Source organism: Actinocorallia libanotica (assembly GCF_039525175.1).
Classification (GTDB): Bacteria; Actinomycetota; Actinomycetes; order Streptosporangiales; family Streptosporangiaceae; genus Actinocorallia; species Actinocorallia libanotica.
This window is the reverse complement of sequence record NZ_BAAAHH010000010.1, coordinates 96,053-113,918: the sequence shown is the minus strand read 5'-3', so window position 1 is coordinate 113,918 and position 17,866 is coordinate 96,053. Positions and strand designations below refer to the sequence as shown.

Here is a 17,866-nt window from a genome sequence, read left to right as displayed (position 1 = left end):
CTTCCGTGCATCCAAGCGGCCCCAGCATAAGGGGCGCATACAGAGAGGCAGAACGTGCTCGTCGCCGGGTTTCCCGCAGGCTCCTTCGCCACGAACTGCTACGTGGTGGCTCCCGCCGCGGGCGAGGAGTGCGTGATCATCGATCCCGGGCAGGACGCGACCGAGGGCGTCGAGGAGATCCTGCGCGAGCACCGGCTCAAGCCGGTCGCGGTGATCCTCACGCACGGCCATCTGGACCACGTGTGGTCGGTCGCCCCCGTCTGCGGGGCGCGCGACGTGCCGGCGTTCATCCATCCCGACGACCGCGACCTGCTCTCGGACCCGGCCAAGGGCTTCGGGGTGACCTCCGCCCAGCTGTTCGGCGGGCTGACCCTGAGCGAGCCGGACGACGTGCGCGAGCTGAGCGACGGCGCGGTGCTGGAGCTGGCGGGGCTGGAGCTGACCGTCGAGCACGCCCCGGGCCATACGCCGGGGTCGGTGACCTTCCGGGCTCCGTTCGAGGACATTCAGGTGATGTTCTCCGGGGACCTGCTGTTCGCCGGCTCCATCGGCCGCACCGACCTGCCGGGCGGCGACCACGGGGCCATCCTGCGCAGCCTGGCCCGGGTCTGCCTGCCCCTGCCGGACGAGACCGTGGTGCTGCCCGGCCACGGACCCCAGACGACCATCGGCCGTGAGCGCGTGAGCAATCCGTACATGTCGGATCTGGCTCCCAGCGAAGGCCCAGGACGAGGCTTCTGATCTGCCATGAGCACTTTCCAGGCCCCCAAGGGGGTCAGTGAGTACGTTCCGCCGCGCTCCGCGGCGTTCCTGGCCGCCCGCGACGCCTTCGCGGCCGCGGCGGCCCGCGCCGGCTACTCCTACCTGGAGCTGCCCGTCTTCGAGGACACCCAGCTCTTCGCCCGCGGCGTCGGCGAGTCCACCGACGTGGTGAACAAGGAGATGTACACCTTCACCGACCGGGGCGACCGCTCGATCACGCTCCGGCCGGAGATCACCGCCGGGGCGCTGCGCTCGGTGCTGGAGCACAACCTGCACCGCGGGGCGCTGCCGGTGAAGATCTGGGCCGTCGGCCCCGTCTTCCGCTACGAGCAGCCCCAGTCCGGCCGGTACCGGCAGTTCTACCAGGTGGACCTGGAGGCCCTGGGCTCACAGGACCCGGCGATCGACGCCGAGACCATCGCCCTGGCCTGGGACTACTACCGCGAGCTGGGCCTGCGCCGGACCGCCCTGCACCTGAACACCCTGGGCGACGCCGAGTGCCGTCCGGCCTACCGCGCCTCCCTCCAGGCCTTCCTGCGCGGCCTGGACCTGGACTCCGACACCCGCCGCCGGGTCGAGCTGAACCCGCTGCGCGTCCTGGACGACAAGCGGCCCGAGGTGATCGCCCAGCTCGGCGACGCCCCGCTGATCGCCGACCACCTGTGCGCGGCCTGCAAGGCCCACTACGACCGGGTCCGCGAGCTGCTGGCCGACCTGGACATCCCGTGGACCGAGAACCCCCGGCTGGTGCGCGGCCTGGACTACTACACCCGCACCCTGTTCGAGTTCGACCACCCGCTGCTGGGCGCCCAGTCGGGCATCGGCGGCGGCGGCCGCTACGACGGCCTGTCGCAGACCATCGGCGGCCCGCCGCTGCCGGGCATCGGGTTCGGCCTCGGCCTGGACCGCACGGTCCTGGCGATGGAGGCCGAGCGGGTGCCCGCGGTGGCCGGCACCGCCGTCCAGGTGTACGGGGTGGCGCTGGGCGACCAGGCGGCCCGGGAGGTCTTCAAGCTCGTCACCGGGCTGCGGCGGGCCGGCATCGCCGCCGATCAGGGCTTCGGCGGGCGCAGCATGAAGGCCGGCATGAAGGGCGCGGACCGCTCCGGCGCCGCCTACGCCCTCATCCTCGGCGAGCGAGATCTCGCCGCCGGGTCCGTGCAGCTCAAGGACCTGGCCGCCGGCGAGCAGATCGCCGTCCCGCTCACCGACATCGTCGACGTTCTGAAGAGGAAGCTTTCATCATGATTCGCACGCACGAGGCCGGCTCGCTCCGGGCGGAGCACGCCGGGACCCAGGTCGTGCTGGCCGGCTGGGTGGCGCGCCGCCGCGACCACGGCGGTGTCACCTTCATCGACCTGCGCGACGCCTCCGGCACCGTCCAGGTGGTCTTCCGCGCCGACGACGCCGCGCACGACCTGCGCTCGGAGTTCTGCGTCAAGATCACCGGCTCGGTCCGCGTCCGCCCCGAGGGCAACGACAACCCCGAGCTGCCCACCGGCGCGGTCGAGGTCGTCGCCGACGAGATCGACGTGCTCTCGGAGTCCGCGCCGCTGCCCTTCCCCATCGAGGGCGACGTCAACGTCAACGAGGAGGTGCGCCTGCGGCACCGCTACCTCGACATCCGCCGGGAGTCCTCGGCCAAGGCGCTGCGCGCCCGCTCGGAGGCGACCTTCCTCATCCGCGAGGTGCTGCGCGAGCAGGGCTTCGTCGACGTGGAGACCCCGACGCTGACCCGCTCCACCCCCGAGGGCGCGCGCGACTTCCTGGTGCCGGTGCGGCTCAAGCCCGGCCACTGGTACGCGCTGCCGCAGTCCCCGCAGCTGTTCAAGCAGCTGCTCATGGTCGCCGGGCTGGAGAAGTACTACCAGATCGCCCGCTGCTACCGGGACGAGGACTTCCGCGCCGACCGGCAGCCGGAGTTCACCCAGGTCGACGTCGAGATGTCCTTCGTCGACCAGGAGGACGTGCTGGCCGTCGGCGAGGCGCTGGTGGCCCGCGTCTGGAAGGAGCTGGCCGGCTACGAGGTGCCGCTGCCGCTGCCGCGGATGACCTATGCCGAGGCCATGGCCAAGTACGGCTCCGACAAGCCGGACGTGCGCTTCGGCCAGGAGCTGGTCGACCTCACCGGCTACTTCAGCGGCACCGAGTTCCGCGTCTTCCAGGCCGAGCACGTCGGCGCGGTCGTCATGCCCGGCGGCGCCTCCCAGACCCGCAAGGAGCTGGACGCCTGGCAGGAGTGGGCCAAGGCGCGCGGCGCCCGCGGCCTGGCCTACGTCCTGGTCGAGCCGGACGGCTCGCTGCGCGGCCCCGTGGCCAAGAACCTCTCCGCCGAGCACCTGGAGAACCTCGCCGCCACCACCGGCGCCGCCCCCGGCGACGCGATCTTCTTCGCCGCCGACCGCCGCCACAAGGCCCTGGAGCTGCTGGGCGCCGCCCGGCTGGAGATCGGCCGCCGCTGCGGCCTGATCGACTCCTCGGCGTGGAAGTTCCTGTGGGTGGTGGACTTCCCGATGTTCGAGCCGATCGAGAACGACAAGGGCGAGCAGACCGGCTGGCACGCGGTGCACCACCCGTTCACCGCCCCCACCGCCGAGAGCCTGGACACCTTCGACAAGGACCCCGGCTCGGCCCTGTCCAACGCCTACGACCTGGTGCTCAACGGCACCGAGCTGGGCGGCGGCTCGATCCGCATCCACCGCAAGGACGTCCAGGAGCGCGCGTTCGCCGCGATCGGCCTGCCCGAGGAGGAGGCCCAGTCGCAGTTCGGCTTCCTGCTGGAGGCCTTCAACTACGGCCCGCCCCCGCACGGCGGCATCGCGCTGGGCCTGGACCGCCTGGTCACCCTGCTCATCGGCGCCGAGACCATCCGCGAGGTCATCGCCTTCCCCAAGGCCGCCTCCGGTCTCGACCCGCTCACCGCGGCGCCCACCCCGATCACCGCGCAGCAGCGCAGGGAGGCCGGGATCGACGCCCCGGTCAAGCCGCAGGCCTGATCCCGCGCGGATCCGAGAAGGGGCGGGAGCACCTCGTGCTCCCGCCCCTTCGGTGTTCCTCCGGCCTCGCCGGGATCAGTTCTTGCGGGCGACACCGCAGTAGGCGTCGACCGCCTCGGGCGTGCCCCAGGGGTTGCCCTCGGGGCGCCAGTGCGCGACCGAGACCACCCCGGGCTCCAGCAGCTCCAGCCCCTCGAAGAAGAGGCCGATCTGCTCGGGGGTGCGCAGCTTGTAGTGGTAGCCGCCCTCCTCGTCCCGGACCTTCTCGGCCTCGGCCGCGGCCGCGGCGTCGACGGTGTTCGTGCCGTCCTCCAGCAGCAGGTAGCTGCCCGGGGCCAGCGGCTCCAGGAACCGGCGCAGGATGTCCCGCGCCTCGTCGTCGTCCCACACCATGCCCAGGACGCCCAGGATGCTCAGCGCGACGGGGCGGTCGAAGTCCAGGGTCTTGGCCGCCTGCTCCAGGATCCGCTCCGGCTCGCGGGCGTCGGCGTCCAGATAGTCGCAGACCCCCTGGGGGGTGCTGGTCAGCAGCGCCTGGGCGTGCACGAGGACCATCGGGTCGTTGTCGACGTAGACGATGCGGGACTCGGGCGCGATCCCCTGGGCGATCTCGTGGGTGTTGCCGGCGGTGGGGAGCCCGGTGCCGACGTCCAGGAACTGGCGGAGGCCGACCTCGGCGGTCAGGTGGGTGATCGCCCGCTGGAGGAAGCTCCGGGTGTGGCGGGCGATGTCCCGGGTGCTGGGGTAGGCCTGGAGGATCTGCGCGGCGAAGACGCGGTCGGCCTCGTAGTGGTCCTTGCCGCCCAGGTAGTAGTTCCAGACCCGGGCCTGGTGCGGAACAGACGTGTCGATCTTGGGTGTCTCTGAGGACTGCACTGTCGCGAACTCCTGCGCGGAAGGGTCGAAGGGCGCCGGCGTCCGGATCCGGCCAGTGCCTAAATTACGCCTATCCGACACTTCCGTCAGGCTGTTTCGCGATCTTTCTTCGGCCGGTCAGCCGGTGCCGTTGTGGACCCGGTAGACGTCGTAGACGCCGTCGATGTTGCGCACGGCCTTCAGGACGTGGCCCATGTGCTTGGGATCGCCCATCTCGAAGGTGAACCGGCTGGTGGCCACGCGGTCGCGGGTGGTGGCGACCGTGGCCGACAGGATGTTGACGTGGTGGTCGGACAGGACGCGGGTGACGTCCGACAGGAGCCGGGGACGGTCCAGCGCCTCGACGTGGATCGCGACCAGGAACACCGAGTCCTCGCCGGGCGACCACTTCACGTCGATCAGCCGGTCGGGCTGGCTGCGGAGCTGCTCGACGTTCACGCAGTTGGTGCGGTGGACCGAGACGCCGCTGCCCCGGGTGACGAAGCCGATGATCTCGTCGCCGGGCACCGGGGTGCAACATCGCGACAGGCGCACCCAGACGTCCGGGTCCCCCGCCACGACCACGCCGGGGTCCCCGGCGGGGCCCGCACGGCGCGCCTTGCGGCGGATCGGGATGGTCAGCTCGGCCAGGTCCTCCTCGGCGCCGTCCGCGCCGCCCAGCGACTGCACCAGCTTCTGCACCACGGTCTGCGCCGAGATGTGGCTCTCGCCGACCGCGGCGTACAGGGAGGCGACGTCGCCGTAGCGCAGCTCCTCGGCGAGGGCGACCAGCGTGTCCCCCGACATCATGCGCTGCAGCGGCAGGTTCTGCTTGCGCATCGCCCGCGCGATCGCCTCCTTGCCGGACTCGATCGCGGTGTCCCGGCGCTCCTTGGAGAACCAGTGCCGGATCTTGTTGCGGGCACGGGCGCTCTTGACGAAGCCCAGCCAGTCACGGGACGGGCCGGCGTCGGGCGCCTTGGAGGTGAAGATGTCCACCGAGTCGCCGTTGTCCAGCTTGGACTCCAGCGGCACCAGCCGCCCGTTGACGCGGGCGCCGATCGTGCGGTGCCCGACCTCGGTGTGGATGGCGTAGGCGAAGTCGACCGGGGTGGCCCCCTGCGGCAGCGCCATGACGTCGCCCTTGGGGGTGAAGACGAAGACCTCCGACACCGACAGGTCGAAGCGCAGCGTCTCCAGGAACTCCGCCGGGTCGGAGGTCTCCTTCTGCCAGTCCAGCAGCTGGCGCAGCCACTGCATGTCGGCGGCCTTGCGCCCGCCGACGGTCTCCTCCTTGTACTTCCAGTGCGCCGCGACCCCGTACTCGGCGCGCCGGTGCATGCCCCAGGTGCGGATCTGCAGCTCCACCGGCTTGCCCTCGGGGCCGATCACCGTGGTGTGCAGCGACTGGTACATGTTGAACTTCGGCATCGCGATGTAGTCCTTGAACCGGCCCGCCACCGGTTTCCACCGCGCGTGGATCGAGCCGAGGGCGGCGTAGCAGTCGCGGACGCTGTCCACCAGGACCCGGATGCCGACGAGGTCGTAGATGTCCTCGAACGAGCAGTCCCGGGCGATCATCTTCTGGTAGATCGAGTAGTAGTGCTTGGGCCGGCCGGTGACGGTCGCCTTGATCCGCGCCTCGCGCAGGTCTCCCGAGACGTTCTCTATCACTTCCTGCAGGAAGACGTCGCGGCGCGGGGCGCGCTCGGAGACCAGCCGGGCGATCTCCTCGAAGCGCTTGGGGTAGAGGGTGGCGAAGGACAGGTCCTCCAGCTCCCACTTGAGGGTGTTCATGCCCATGCGGTGCGCCAGCGGGGAGTAGATCTCCAGCGTCTCGCGCGCCTTCTTCTCCTGCTTGTGGCGGGGCATGTAGCGCATGGTGCGCATGTTGTGCAGCCGGTCGGCGAGCTTGATCACCAGGACCCGGATGTCCTTGGCCATCGCCACGACCATCTTGCGCACGGTCTCGGCCTCGGCGGCGTCCCCGTACTTGACCTTGTCGAGCTTGGTGACCCCGTCGACCAGCGCGGCGATCTCGTCGCCGAAGTCGGCGCGCAGCTCCTCCAGGGTGTAGTCGGTGTCCTCGACGGTGTCGTGGAGCAGCGCGGCGCACAGCGTCTCGGTGGCCATGCCCAGCTCGGCGAGGATCGTGGTCACCGCGAGCGGATGGGTGATGTAGGGGTCGCCGCTCTTGCGCTTCTGGTGGCGGTGGTGGTGCGCCGCCACGTCGTAGGCACGCTCGATCAGCCGCACATCCGCCTTGGGGTGGGTGTTGCGGACCGTCTTGATCAGCGGTTCCAGCACTGGGTTCATGGTGGGACCCCGCTGGGCGCCCAGTCTGGCGAGGCGGCGGCGCACCCGGGCCGCGGAGGGGGGAATGGCCGACGGCGCGGCAGGGGCGCCCGCCCCCGCGGAGGCGGGGCGCGTCCTGTCCGGTGTCGTCTCCCCCGGGCCTGGAGTGCCACGGGCGGGTGAGGCCTGGCGCGCCGCCGGTTCGGGCTGCGCGCCTTCTCCGATTTCGGGCGCGCTCACACGCGTTTCCGTACCAGCCGTCTCACCGGGCACCCGGCCTCCTCGTCGCCGAAAATTCCCTGGTGAAAACCCAGTGTATAGGCAGGCTCCTGCGTATTGTCCGAAAACCCCGTCAGGGTCAGACCGCAACCAGGGAGTGAATGCGAAGATCCGTGAACCGGTCCCGCCCGTTCAGGAAGGTCAATTCCATGAGCACGCTGAGCCCGGCCACCTCGGCACCCGCCTGACGGACCAGCGAGGCGGCCGCCTCGGCGGTGCCCCCGGTCGCCAGCACGTCGTCCACGATCAGGACGCGGTCACCGGGGGCGAAGGCGTCCCGGTGCACCTCGATCGTCGCGGTGCCGTACTCCAGATCATAGGTCTCCGCGTACGTCTCCCACGGCAGCTTTCCCGATTTCCGCACCGGAACGAGTCCCGCGCCCAGCTCCAGGGCCACCGGAGCGGCCAGCAGGAAGCCCCTGGCCTCCAGTCCCGCGACCTTGTCCACCGGCCCCGCCTCCGCCGCGATGGCCGAGACCACGGCCTGGAAGGCCACGGCGTCGTGCAGCAGCGGGGTGATGTCCTTGAACAGGACACCGGGCTGGGGGTAATCGGGAACATCCCGGATCAACCCGTTGATCGTCTTCTGGAGGGACATGGGGGTTGGTTCTTCCTTCCTCATGAATGACGGGAGGTGCACGATCACCGCGATCGTGCACCTCCCGGTGTGCCGTACCGTCGTCAGGGGCGCCTGCCGCTGCGGGGCCCCTTCTTGGGCTGGTTGCGCGGAGTGGCCTGGACGACCTTGACCGCCACCGCCGGACCGCCGTCCCCGGACCCCTCGCCCTCGGGCTCCGCGGAGTCCCCGGGCTCGGCGTCCTCGTCCCCGTCCGGCTCCTGTGCCCCGCCCACCGCGGCCGCCTTCTTCTGGCGCTTGGTGCTGGCCTCGCGCCGGGCGATGTTCTCGCGCAGCGTCCGGTACAGGGGCTCGCGCTCCTTGAGCTGCACCAGCATCGGCGTCGCCACGCAGATCGAGGAGTAGGTGCCCACGATCATGCCGACGAACAGGGCGAGCGACAGGTCCTTCAGGGTACCGGCGCCCAGCAGCGTCGAGCCGATGAACAGGATCGAGGCCACCGGCAGGATCGCCACCAGGGTGGTGTTCAGCGAACGCACCAGGGTGCTGCTGATCGCCTGGTTGGCCGCCTGGCTGTAGGTGATCTTCGAGCGCTCGTTGAGCGGCTTGGTGACCTCCTTGATCATGTCGAACACCACGACCGCGTCGTACAGCGAGTACCCCAGGATCGTCAGGAAGCCCAGCAGCGTCGCCGGGGTGACGTGGAAGCCCGACCAGGCGTAGATGCCCGCGGTGATGATCAGGTCGTGGAACAGCGCGACCACCGCGGCCAGCGCCATCCGCGACTCGAACATCACCGACAGGTAGATCACGATCAGGATCATGAAGACGATCAGCGCCTGCCATGCCTTCTGGCTGACGTCGCCGCCCCAGGTGGAGCCGACCTGCTGGGAGCTGATCTCCTTGTCCGGGATGCCCAGCTCGTCGCTGACGTGCTGCTCCACCAGCGCGATCTCGTCGCTGGTCAGCTCACCGGTGGTGACCCGCCAGTTGTCGCCGGCCTTCTGCACGATCGACTCGCCGCCGGCCTGGGCGTCCACCGACTCGCGGACCTGCTCGATGGAGGCCTGGGGCGCCTTGATCGTGAACACCGAGCCGCCGGTGAACTCCACGCCGAAGTTCAGGCCGCGGATCAGCAGGCCCGCGATCGAGAAGACGATCAGCAGAGCGGACAGGGAGTACCACAGCTTCGGGCGGCCGACGATGTCGGCGGCGATGTCGCCGCGGACGAACCGCCGGAAGGCGCTTGTGAACGGCATCAGGCCTCCTGGTGCTTCGTCGCGCGGAAGTTCGGGGTCGGCTTGTTCAGCCGGATGGAGTCCAGCCCCGAGAGCTTGTGTCCGGTCGCGAAGAACTTGCGCCGGGCCAGCAGGGCGACGAGCGGCTTGGTGAAGAAGAAGACCACGATCACGTCGATCAGCGTGGTCAGGCCCATCGCGAAGGCGAAGCCCCGCACGCCGCCGACGGCCAGGAAGTACAGCACCAGCGCCGCCAGGAACGTCACCGAGTCGGCGACGATGACGGTGCGCCGCGCCCGCAGCCAGGACGACTCGACCGCCGGCCGCAGCGGGCGGCCGAGCTTGAGCTCGTCGCGCAGCCGTTCGAAGTAGACGATGAACGAGTCCGCGGTGATGCCGATCGAGACGATCAGGCCGATGATGTGCGGCAGCGAGAGCCGGAAGCCGAGGTTCTCGCCCAGGATCACCACCGACAGGTAGGTGATCAGCGAGGCGATGCCCAGGCTGAGCACCGCCACCATGCCCAGCGCCCGGTAGTACAGGAAGCAGTACACCACCACCAGCGCCAGGCCGATGCCGCCGGCGATGAGGCCGCCGCGCAGCTGGTCGGCGCCGAGCGAGGAGGAGATCGACTCGACGGTCCGCTTGTCCTCGGGGAACTTCAGCGGCAGCGCGCCGTACTTGAGCACCTGCGCCAGGTTCTCGGAGTACGCCTGGTTGAAGTCCGCGCCGCCGGAGATGCTGGCGGTGCCGCCCAGGATCGCGCCCTGGTTGATGGCCGGCGCCGAGACGACCTGGCCGTCCAGCACGATGGCGATCTGCGCCTCGGGCGAGTAGGGGTTGGCGCGGTAGGCGGCGTCCGCCTCCTTGGTCAGCTGGCCGAACTGCTCGGCGCCCAGCTTCTTGAAGTTCAGGGCCACCTCCCAGCCGGTCTGGCCCTGCTGGGCGTTGGGCGGCTGGGCCATGGCCTCGTCGATCTCGGTGCCGTGCACCTTGGTCGGCCCGAGGATGTACTTGTAGGAGCCGTCGGTCTCGCAGGCCACCACGTACGGTGCGTTCGGGTCGTCGGAGCCCGGCACCTTGGTGCCGCCCGGGGTGCAGACCGTCTCCTGGTAGAGCTTGACGATCTCCTTGTCCTTGACCTTGGAGAAGTCCTCCCCGCCGGCCGGGTCCGCCTCGGGCTCGGGGTCCTCGGACTTTGCGGGCGAGGGAGTGGATCCCGGTGACGAGCCGGGGCTCGGCTCGGAGACCAGGGACCGGGAGAGCGCCCGGTTGTTGCCCGTCGGCGTGGTGGACGGTGAGGCCGACGGACTCGCCGACGGCTTCTTCGACGGGGTCTGGAGCGGGCCGGTGGTCGGCGTCTCGGGGGCGGTCGCGCCGATCCCGGTCACCAGCGCCTGGCGGAACTGCAGCTGGGCCGTGGTGCCGACCAGGTCGATGATCTGCTTCTGGTCGTTCTCGTCGCCGGGGACCGACACCACGATGACGTTGTCACCCTGCTTGGTGACCTCGGCGTCGGTCAGGCCCGACCCGTTCACCCGGTCCCGGATGATCTTGATGGCCTGGTCCATCTGCTCGGCCGGGGCGCTGCGCCCGCTCTCGGTCTGCGCCGTCATGGTGACGGTGGTGCCGCCCGCGAGGTCGAGGCCGAGTTTGGGGGTGGTCGTGCCCTGCAGGAACATCACTCCGGCCAGCAGCGCGAGGACGGCGAAGAGCGCCACGAGCGTGCGGACCGGACTGGGAATGTGTTGTTTGGACTTGGACGCCACTGGTCGTCGATTCTTCCGTAGGAGGGCCGCTCAGGCCTTGTCGGCGGCCTGCGCGGACTCCGAGGGCTGGTCCCCGTCCTTGGACTTGGTCAGCTCCACGCCGCCCTCGCCCTCGCCGGACTCCTCCTCCTCGACGTACTCCACGTCCTCCACCACGCGCATGACCGCCTGGGCCAGGACCCGGATCTCGACGCCCTCGGCGATCTCGAGCAGGAGGTCGCCCTCGTCGTTGTCCAGGACGGTGCCGTAGATGCCGCCCGCCGTCACGATGCGGGTGCCGGGCTGCAGGCTCTGCTGCATCTTCTGCTGTTCCTGCTGGCGGCGCTTCTGCGGGCGGATCAGGAAGAAGTAGAACGCCACCGCGATGAGGATCAGCGGAAGAAAGGAGACGAGCGCATTACCCTGCTGCTCTGCTGCGAGAATCGACATATCGTCCTGTTTCTTAATACTTGTCCGGGTTGGCGCCGGATCGGCTGCCGGACGCCAGGTCCCGGAGTGTAGAGAGGGGAAGCCCCACCGGCAAAGACGTGACGACCCAGCCCACCGCTAAGTTCCCGGAACCAGCACCAAACTAGTCGCCTTCCCCGCCCACGTCGAACAGCGCGCCCGCCCCCGGCGCGGCGGCCGGGAAGGGCGCGGCCGCGCCGGGAGGCGGGGTGAGGCCGAGGTGCGCCCAGGCCGCGGGGGTGGCCACGCGGCCGCGGGCGGTGCGGGCCAGCAGGCCCTGGCGGACCAGGAACGGCTCGGCGACCACCTCGACGGTCTCGGGCTCCTCACCGACGCTGACGGCCAGGGTGGACAGGCCCACCGGGCCCCCGCCGAACTTGACGAGCAGCGCGCGCAGCACCGCGCGGTCCAGTCTGTCCAGGCCCTGGGCGTCCACCTCGTACAGGTCCAGGGCGGCGCGGGCCAGCTCCCGGGTGACCACGCCGTCGGCCCGCACCTCGGCGTAGTCGCGCACCCGGCGCAGCAGCCGGTTGGCGATGCGGGGTGTGCCGCGGGAGCGGAAGGCGACCTCGGCGGCGGCCTCGTCGTCGACGCGCACGCCCAGCAGGCCCGCCGAGCGGCGGACGATCACCTCGAGCTCGGCCGGCTCGTAGAAGTCCATGTGGGCGACGAACCCGAACCTGTCGCGCAGCGGACCGGGCAGCATGCCGGCCCGGGTGGTGGCGCCGACCAGGGTGAAGGGGGCGATGTCCAGCGGGATCGCGGTGGCGCCGGGCCCCTTGCCGACCACCACGTCGACCCGGAAGTCCTCCATCGCCAGGTAGAGCATCTCCTCGGCGGGGCGGGCCATGCGGTGGATCTCGTCCAGGAAGAGCACCTCGCCCTCACTGAGCGTGGACAGCACCGCGGCCAGGTCGCCGGCGCGCTCGATGGCCGGGCCCGAGGTGATGCGCAGCGGCCTGCCCAGCTCGGCGGCGATGATCATGGCCAGGGTGGTCTTGCCCAGGCCCGGACCGCCCGACAGCAGCACGTGGTCGGGGGTGCGGCCGCGGCGCAGCGCGCTGTGCAGCACCAGGGACAGCTGCTCGCGCACCCGCTCCTGGCCGATGAAGTCGTCGAGCTTCTTGGGCCGCAGCGCGGCGTCGATCGCCTGGTCATCGACGCTCTGCTCGGCCGAGACGAGCCGCTCCTCGTTCACGGGCGGCTCAGCTTCCGCAGCGCGGCCTTGAGCAGCTCGGGAACGGGCGGCACCTGCTCGCCGTCCAGCTCGTCGGCGACGGCGGCCACGGCGGCATCGGCGTCGCGGGCCGCCCAGCCCAGGCTCTGCAGGCCCGCGGCCACCTGCTCGCGCCACGGCTGCACGCGCTGGCGCGGCACCTGCTCGCCCAGGTCGCCGGTCGGCAGGCCCAGCTTGTCCTTGAGCTCCAGAATGATCTTCTGGGCGCCCTTGGGGCCGATGCCCGGCACCAGGGTCAGCGCGCGGGCGTCGCCGGTGGCCACCGCCCGGCGAAGGGCGTTCGGGCTGTGCGTGGCCAGCATGGCCAGCGCGACCTTGGGCCCCACCCCGCTGGCGGTCTGCACCAGCTCGAAGACCGCGCGCTCGTCGTCGGCGGCGAAGCCGTAGAGGGTCAGCGAGTCCTCGCGCACCACCAGGGAGGTGGCCAGCCTGGCCTGCTCCCCCGGGGTGAGGGCGGCGGCGGTGTGCGGGGTGCACAGGACCGCCAGGCCCACCCCGCCGACCTCCACCACGGCGCCCTCGGCGCCGGTGGAGTCCACCCGGCCGCTGATGAAGGCGATCATCGCCTGGCTCCCCTTCCTCGCCGGACGGCGGCGGCGATCCGGGCCTGGGCCCCGCCCCGCCACACATGACAGATGGCCAGCGCCAGCGCGTCCGCGGCGTCCGCGGGCCGGGGCGCGGCGCTCAGCCGCAGCAGCCGGGTGACCATCAGGGTGACCTGCGCCTTGTCGGCGCGGCCGCTGCCGGTGATCGCGGCCTTGGCCTCGCTGGGGGTGTGCGTGGCCACCGGCAGGCCCCGCCGGGCGGCGCAGAGCATCGCCACGCCCGCGGCCTGCGCGGTGCCGATCACGGTGCTGACGTTGTGCTGGGCGAAGACCCGCTCGACGGCCACCGCCTCGGGGGAGAACTCCTCCAGCACCCGCTCCAGGCCCTGCTCCACGCGCAGTAGCCGCTCGGCCGGGTCGAGGTCGGCGTCGGTGCGGATCACCCCGACGTGCACCAGGGTCAGCGGCGCGCCGGGAGTGCCCTCCACGATGCCCACGCCGCACCGGGTGAGTCCCGGGTCCACTCCCAGCACCCGCAAGGCCCACCCCTGATCATCGTCCGAACACCAGTTCGCCCAGCAGCCTACCCCGCCGCCCGGGCCGGCGGCCCGGACGGCGCGGGAAGATCAGTCCTCTTCGTTCAGCTCGGCCAGGACCTCGTCGCTGACGTCGAAGTTGGCCCAGACGTTCTGCACGTCGTCGCTGTCCTCCAGCGCCTCGATCAGCCGGAAGACCTTGCGGGCGCCCTCGGCGTCCAGCTCGATCTGCATGCTGGGCACGAAGGAGGACTCGGCGGACTCGTAGTCCAGGCCGGCCTCCTGGATCGCCTTGCGGACGGTCAGCAGGTCGCCCGCCTCGGAGATCACCTCGTAGTTGTCGCCCGCCTCGTTGATCTCCTCGGCGCCGGCGTCCAGCGCCGCCATCATGACGTCGTCCTCGGTGGTCCCGGCCCGGGGCACCAGCACGACGCCCTTGCGGTTGAACATGTAGGACACCGAGCCCGGGTCGGCCAGGGAGCCGCCGTTGCGGGTCAGCGCCACGCGCACCTCCGAGGCGGCGCGGTTGCGGTTGTCGGTGAGGCACTCGATGAGCACGGCCACGCCGCCGGGCGCGTAGCCCTCGTACATGATCGTCTGCCAGTCGGCGCCGCCGGCCTCCAGGCCGCCGCCGCGCTTGCGGGCGCGCTCGATGTTGTCGTTGGGGACCGAGTTCTTCTTTGCCTTGTAGATCGCGTCGAACAGGGTGGGGTTGGAGTCGGGGTCGGGACCGCCGACCCGCGCCGCCACCTCGATGTTCTTGATCAGCTTGGCGAAGAGCTTGCCCCGCTTGGCGTCCAGGGCCGCCTTCTTGTGCTTGGTCGTCGCCCATTTGGAGTGGCCGGACATGCGCTCTTTTACTCCTCGTCCTTCGACTGGCGCACCAGCTCGGTGAAGTACCGGTGCACGGTGGGGTCCCCGGTCAGCTCGGGGTGGTAGGCGGTCGCCATGAGACGCCCCTGCCGGACCGCGACGATCCTACCTTCGCGCTCGCCCGACTCCACGCGTCCGAGGATCTCCACGCCGGCGCCGACCGACTCGACCCAGGGCGCGCGGATGAAGACGGCGTCCAGCGGGACCCCGTCGAAGTGGACGGTGGACTCGCTGGAGTCCACCTGGCGGCCGAAGGCGTTGCGGCGCACCACCATGTCGATGCCGCCGATGGTCTCCTGACCCTCGGCGCCGTCCACGATCCGGTCGGCCAGCATGATCATACCGGCGCACGAGCCGTAGGCGGGCAGTCCCGCCCCGATCCGCTTGCGCAGGGGGTCCAGCAGGTCGAAGGCGCACATGAGCCGCCACATCGCGGTGGACTCCCCGCCGGGGATCACCAGACCGTCGCAGTGCTCCAGTTCCTCGGCGCGGCGGACGGGCAGGGTGCGCGCGCCGCACGCCTCCAGCGCCCGGGTGTGCTCGCGCACGTCGCCCTGCAGGGCCAGCACACCGATGACGACAGACAAACTCGGACCTCTCAGATGGGACTCCGCCCCGGACGGGACTTCGTCGGATGAACGCCCGGGCAGGTCCGCGGTCTTCCCCGGATCCGGGCGCTAGGCCAGGCGGAACCGCCGTACCGGCAGCTCCAGGGGCAGGAAGCCGTCGCCGCCGCGCAGCGCCAGGTCGTGCCCGAACAGGCCGGCGGCCAGGGCGAGCCCGTACGCCTCGGGGTCGAAGGGCAGCGGCACGTCCGCCCCGCCGTCCTCGATCGCCTTCCAGTAGGGCGTCTCGGCCGCCACGGGCTCGCCCTGGTCGACGACCACGCCGTCCTCGGCGGTCAGGTAGACGTCGCGGATCAGCGTGCCCGCCTCGTAGCGGCGGAACCAGCAGCCCCGCGCCTCGTTGTGCAGCACCAGGACCCCGCAGCCGGAGCCGGGCAGGACCGAGGCCAGCGCGTCGGCGACGCCCCGCGCCCCCTCGTCCAGGCCGCACAGCCGCCGGTCGCACACCAGCAGGGCGCCGTCGTAGACGCCGATGAAGAGCTCGTCGGCATAGGGCCACAACGCGAAGTCCAGGACGGTGCTCCCGGCGTCCTGGACGGCGGCGGCCGGGTACAGCCGCCGCGCCAGCTCCAGGGCCGCGCCCTCGTCGTTCTCCAGGCCGGAGCGGAAGATCCGCTCCGGCGCGCCGATGCTCGCGCACGCGAACGCCGCAGACAAACCCATGCCCGACCCCTCCCGGCCGACCGCCCGCCCCTCGTCGGCCGTCGCAAGCGTAACCCCTCCGGCACCGGCCGCGGGAGGGGTCACGCCCGAGGGGCGCGCTCGCGGACGGCGTCCGTCACCAGCCGCGGCCGGCGAACTTCTCGGCCTCGGCCATGGTGCCGACGTTGATGCCGACCATGGCCTCGCCCAGGCCGCGCGAGACCTTGGCGATGACGTCGGGGTCGTCGTGGAAGGTGGTGGCCTTGACGATGGCCTCGGCGCGCTTGACCGGGTCGCCGGACTTGAAGATCCCGGACCCGACGAAGACGCCCTCGGCGCCCAGCTGCATCATCATCGCGGCGTCGGCCGGGGTGGCGATGCCGCCGGCGGTGAACAGCACGACGGGGAGCTTCCCGGTCTGCGCGACCTCCTTGACCAGGTCGTAGGGGGCCTGCAGCTCCTTGGCGGCGACGTACAGCTCGTCCTCGGGCAGCGAGGACAGGCGGCGGATCTCATCGCGCAGCTGGCGCATGTGGGTGGTGGCGTTGGAGACGTCGCCGGTGCCGGCCTCGCCCTTGGAGCGGATCATGGCCGCGCCCTCGGTGATGCGGCGCAGCGCCTCGCCGAGGTTGGTGGCGCCGCAGACGAAGGGCACGGTGAAGGCCCACTTGTCGATGTGGTTGGTGTAGTCGGCGGGGGTGAGGACCTCGGACTCGTCGATGTAGTCGACGCCGAGCGCCTGCAGCACCTGCGCCTCGACGAAGTGGCCGATCCTGGCCTTGGCCATGACCGGGATGGAGACCGCCTCGATGATCCCGTCGATCATGTCGGGGTCGCTCATCCGGGAGACGCCGCCCTCGACGCGGATGTCGGCGGGGACCCGCTCCAGCGCCATGACCGCGACGGCGCCCGCGTCCTCGGCGATCTTGGCCTGATCGGGTGTGACCACGTCCATGATCACCCCGCCCTTGAGCATCTCCGCCATGCCGCGCTTGACACGTGCGGTGCCGACGGCGGGAGTGGTGTCGGCAGGGGAAGTGGTAGTCACGGATTTTTCCTTCGATAACGAGCGACGGTTGGCGTCTTCCATGATATTGCCTGCCCTCCCGCGGGGTTGACCCGCACCTTGTCGGAAGCCGGCGGCGCCTCCTTACGGAACGACGGGCCTGCCGCTGTTGACCAGTACCACCCACACCTGACCGGGGGCGAAGGCCATCCGCTCGCCCGCCTCGGTGGTGAAGACGGTGCCCTTCCGCCGGGAGGGTCGCGACCAGGTGCAGTCGTAGGCCCTGCCGTCCCGCAGCACCACCGCCTTGCCCTTCCCGGTGGTGTGCAGCAGCGGCGTGTAGGCGCCGAGGAAGTCGTGGAACCGGGACCGGGTGGTCCGGACGTACTGCACCACGATCGTCTTCCCGCCCAGCTGCCCCCCTTCGGCCGCGGCGTTGGGGGTTCCGTTGTGGTAGCTCAGCCAGCGCTTCTGGCGGGCCGACCACTTGAAGGTGAGGGTCTCGGCGGGCCATCGGGCGGTGAACTGCTTGACGGGGCGGCCGCCTTCGGGAGCGGGGCCGAAGCGGAAGCCGATGTCGCGGGCCCGCCCCGCCTTGCCCGCCTGGCGCAGCAGGCTGCGCGGGTCGCCGAAGAGGTTGTAGGGGGCGTACCGCCCGCTGCCGTAGCGGTAGTAGCCGCCGGCTCCGTTGTCCTCCGAGACGTCGATGAGGTCGGAATCACGGACGAGCTGCTTCATCTTGGACTGCACGCCGGAGAAGGCCAGCGCGGGCCGCCGGAACTGGTCGAGCAGGTGCAGGTCGGAGATGCGGGCGCTGCGGACGGGCCCGACCCGCTGCGGCAGCTTCGAGCAGAAGATCGCCATGATCCGGGTCTCGCCGCCCTCGACCTGCTCGACGTAGACGATGTCGGCCGAGCGCAGCCCCTCCTGGGGGTGGGCGGGCCCGGTGTTGTCGATCTTGACCGCCAGCACCCGGTTCCGCAGCCCCTTCCGGCCCCCGGTGAAGGGGTGGTAGCCCAGGCCCGCGGGGGTCGGGGTCGGGGTCGGCGCGGGTGTCGTCGCGGTCGGCGGCGGGGCGGTGCTCCCCGGCTTCTCCCCTCCCGAAGAGCAGCCGGCCGCTCCGAGGAGCAGCCCGCCCAGCGTGAAGGTGAACCTGCGCCGTGAAACACGATGCACAGTGATG

General features: G+C 71.1%; 17 protein-coding genes. 3 read left to right on the top strand and 14 right to left on the bottom strand.

What is annotated here, in order from left to right; genetic code table 11:
• Positions 1 to 54: 54 nt before the first annotated feature.
• Genes ABD140_RS14935 through aspS form a run of 3 tightly spaced genes read left to right on the top strand, consistent with a single transcriptional unit; the run spans position 55 to position 3,758 of the window.
• A complete protein-coding gene (locus tag ABD140_RS14935; RefSeq protein ID WP_344241053.1) occupies positions 55 to 741 on the top strand; it encodes an MBL fold metallo-hydrolase in 687 nt (228 codons plus the stop codon).
• A gap of 6 nt (positions 742 to 747) precedes the next feature.
• Entirely contained in the window at positions 748 to 2,010 is a 1,263-nt protein-coding gene (gene hisS, locus ABD140_RS14930) for a histidine--tRNA ligase (protein WP_344241051.1), read from the top strand.
• Positions 2,007 to 3,758, top strand: a complete 1,752-nt coding sequence (aspS, locus tag ABD140_RS14925) for an aspartate--tRNA ligase (protein ID WP_344241049.1) — start codon at positions 2,007 to 2,009, stop codon at positions 3,756 to 3,758. The genes hisS and aspS overlap by 4 nt, the downstream gene beginning before the upstream one ends.
• A gap of 75 nt (positions 3,759 to 3,833) precedes the next feature.
• On the opposite strand, the gene ABD140_RS14920 is transcribed toward aspS, so the two are convergent.
• The 14 genes from ABD140_RS14920 to ABD140_RS14855 form a co-directional block, all read right to left on the bottom strand.
• Positions 3,834 to 4,634, bottom strand: a complete 801-nt coding sequence (locus ABD140_RS14920) for an SAM-dependent methyltransferase (RefSeq protein ID WP_344241047.1) — start codon at positions 4,632 to 4,634, stop codon at positions 3,834 to 3,836.
• A 117-nt stretch (positions 4,635 to 4,751) separates the two neighbouring features.
• Entirely contained in the window at positions 4,752 to 6,929 is a 2,178-nt protein-coding gene (locus tag ABD140_RS14915; RefSeq protein ID WP_425544116.1) for a RelA/SpoT family protein, read from the bottom strand.
• Between the two features lie 337 nt (positions 6,930 to 7,266).
• Positions 7,267 to 7,785: an adenine phosphoribosyltransferase gene (locus ABD140_RS14910; RefSeq protein WP_344241044.1), complete on the bottom strand. Its 519-nt coding sequence runs from the start codon at positions 7,783 to 7,785 to the stop codon at positions 7,267 to 7,269.
• 83 nt (positions 7,786 to 7,868) lie between these two features.
• Positions 7,869 to 9,023, bottom strand: coding sequence for a protein translocase subunit SecF (gene secF / locus ABD140_RS14905; RefSeq protein ID WP_344241043.1), 1,155 nt, complete (start codon positions 9,021 to 9,023; stop codon positions 7,869 to 7,871).
• A complete protein-coding gene (gene secD, locus ABD140_RS14900) occupies positions 9,023 to 10,771 on the bottom strand; it encodes a protein translocase subunit SecD (RefSeq protein WP_344241041.1) in 1,749 nt (582 codons plus the stop codon). Before secD ends, secF begins: the two co-directional genes overlap by 1 nt.
• A gap of 30 nt (positions 10,772 to 10,801) precedes the next feature.
• Positions 10,802 to 11,200 (bottom strand): preprotein translocase subunit YajC, encoded by a 399-nt coding sequence (gene yajC / locus ABD140_RS14895; RefSeq protein ID WP_344241039.1) that lies wholly within the window; start codon positions 11,198 to 11,200, stop codon positions 10,802 to 10,804.
• A gap of 142 nt (positions 11,201 to 11,342) precedes the next feature.
• On the bottom strand, positions 11,343 to 12,416 hold the full coding sequence (ruvB, locus tag ABD140_RS14890; protein WP_344241037.1) for a Holliday junction branch migration DNA helicase RuvB: 1,074 nt from the start codon (positions 12,414 to 12,416) through the stop codon (positions 11,343 to 11,345).
• The gene (ruvA, locus tag ABD140_RS14885) at positions 12,413 to 13,018 is read right to left on the bottom strand and encodes a Holliday junction branch migration protein RuvA (RefSeq protein WP_344241035.1); all 606 of its coding nucleotides are present in this window, start codon (positions 13,016 to 13,018) and stop codon (positions 12,413 to 12,415) included. Before ruvA ends, ruvB begins: the two co-directional genes overlap by 4 nt.
• Positions 13,015 to 13,539, bottom strand: coding sequence for a crossover junction endodeoxyribonuclease RuvC (ruvC, locus tag ABD140_RS14880; protein ID WP_344241033.1), 525 nt, complete (start codon positions 13,537 to 13,539; stop codon positions 13,015 to 13,017). The genes ruvA and ruvC overlap by 4 nt, the downstream gene beginning before the upstream one ends.
• An 87-nt stretch (positions 13,540 to 13,626) precedes the next feature.
• The gene (locus tag ABD140_RS14875) at positions 13,627 to 14,385 is read right to left on the bottom strand and encodes a YebC/PmpR family DNA-binding transcriptional regulator (RefSeq protein ID WP_344241031.1); all 759 of its coding nucleotides are present in this window, start codon (positions 14,383 to 14,385) and stop codon (positions 13,627 to 13,629) included.
• An 8-nt stretch (positions 14,386 to 14,393) separates the two neighbouring features.
• Positions 14,394 to 14,996 carry a pyridoxal 5'-phosphate synthase glutaminase subunit PdxT gene (gene pdxT, locus ABD140_RS14870; RefSeq protein ID WP_344241029.1) on the bottom strand — a complete coding sequence of 201 codons (603 nt, stop codon included), beginning with the start codon at positions 14,994 to 14,996 and terminating at the stop codon, positions 14,394 to 14,396.
• A gap of 90 nt (positions 14,997 to 15,086) precedes the next feature.
• The gene (locus tag ABD140_RS14865) at positions 15,087 to 15,698 is read right to left on the bottom strand and encodes a DUF6928 family protein (protein WP_344241027.1); all 612 of its coding nucleotides are present in this window, start codon (positions 15,696 to 15,698) and stop codon (positions 15,087 to 15,089) included.
• A 115-nt stretch (positions 15,699 to 15,813) separates the two neighbouring features.
• Complete coding sequence (gene pdxS, locus ABD140_RS14860) at positions 15,814 to 16,767, bottom strand: pyridoxal 5'-phosphate synthase lyase subunit PdxS (RefSeq protein ID WP_344241025.1); 954 nt, start codon at positions 16,765 to 16,767, stop codon at positions 15,814 to 15,816.
• Between the two features lie 60 nt (positions 16,768 to 16,827).
• Positions 16,828 to 17,859, bottom strand: coding sequence for a DUF3048 domain-containing protein (locus ABD140_RS14855; RefSeq protein ID WP_344241023.1), 1,032 nt, complete (start codon positions 17,857 to 17,859; stop codon positions 16,828 to 16,830).
• Between the last annotated feature and the right edge of the window lie 7 nt (positions 17,860 to 17,866).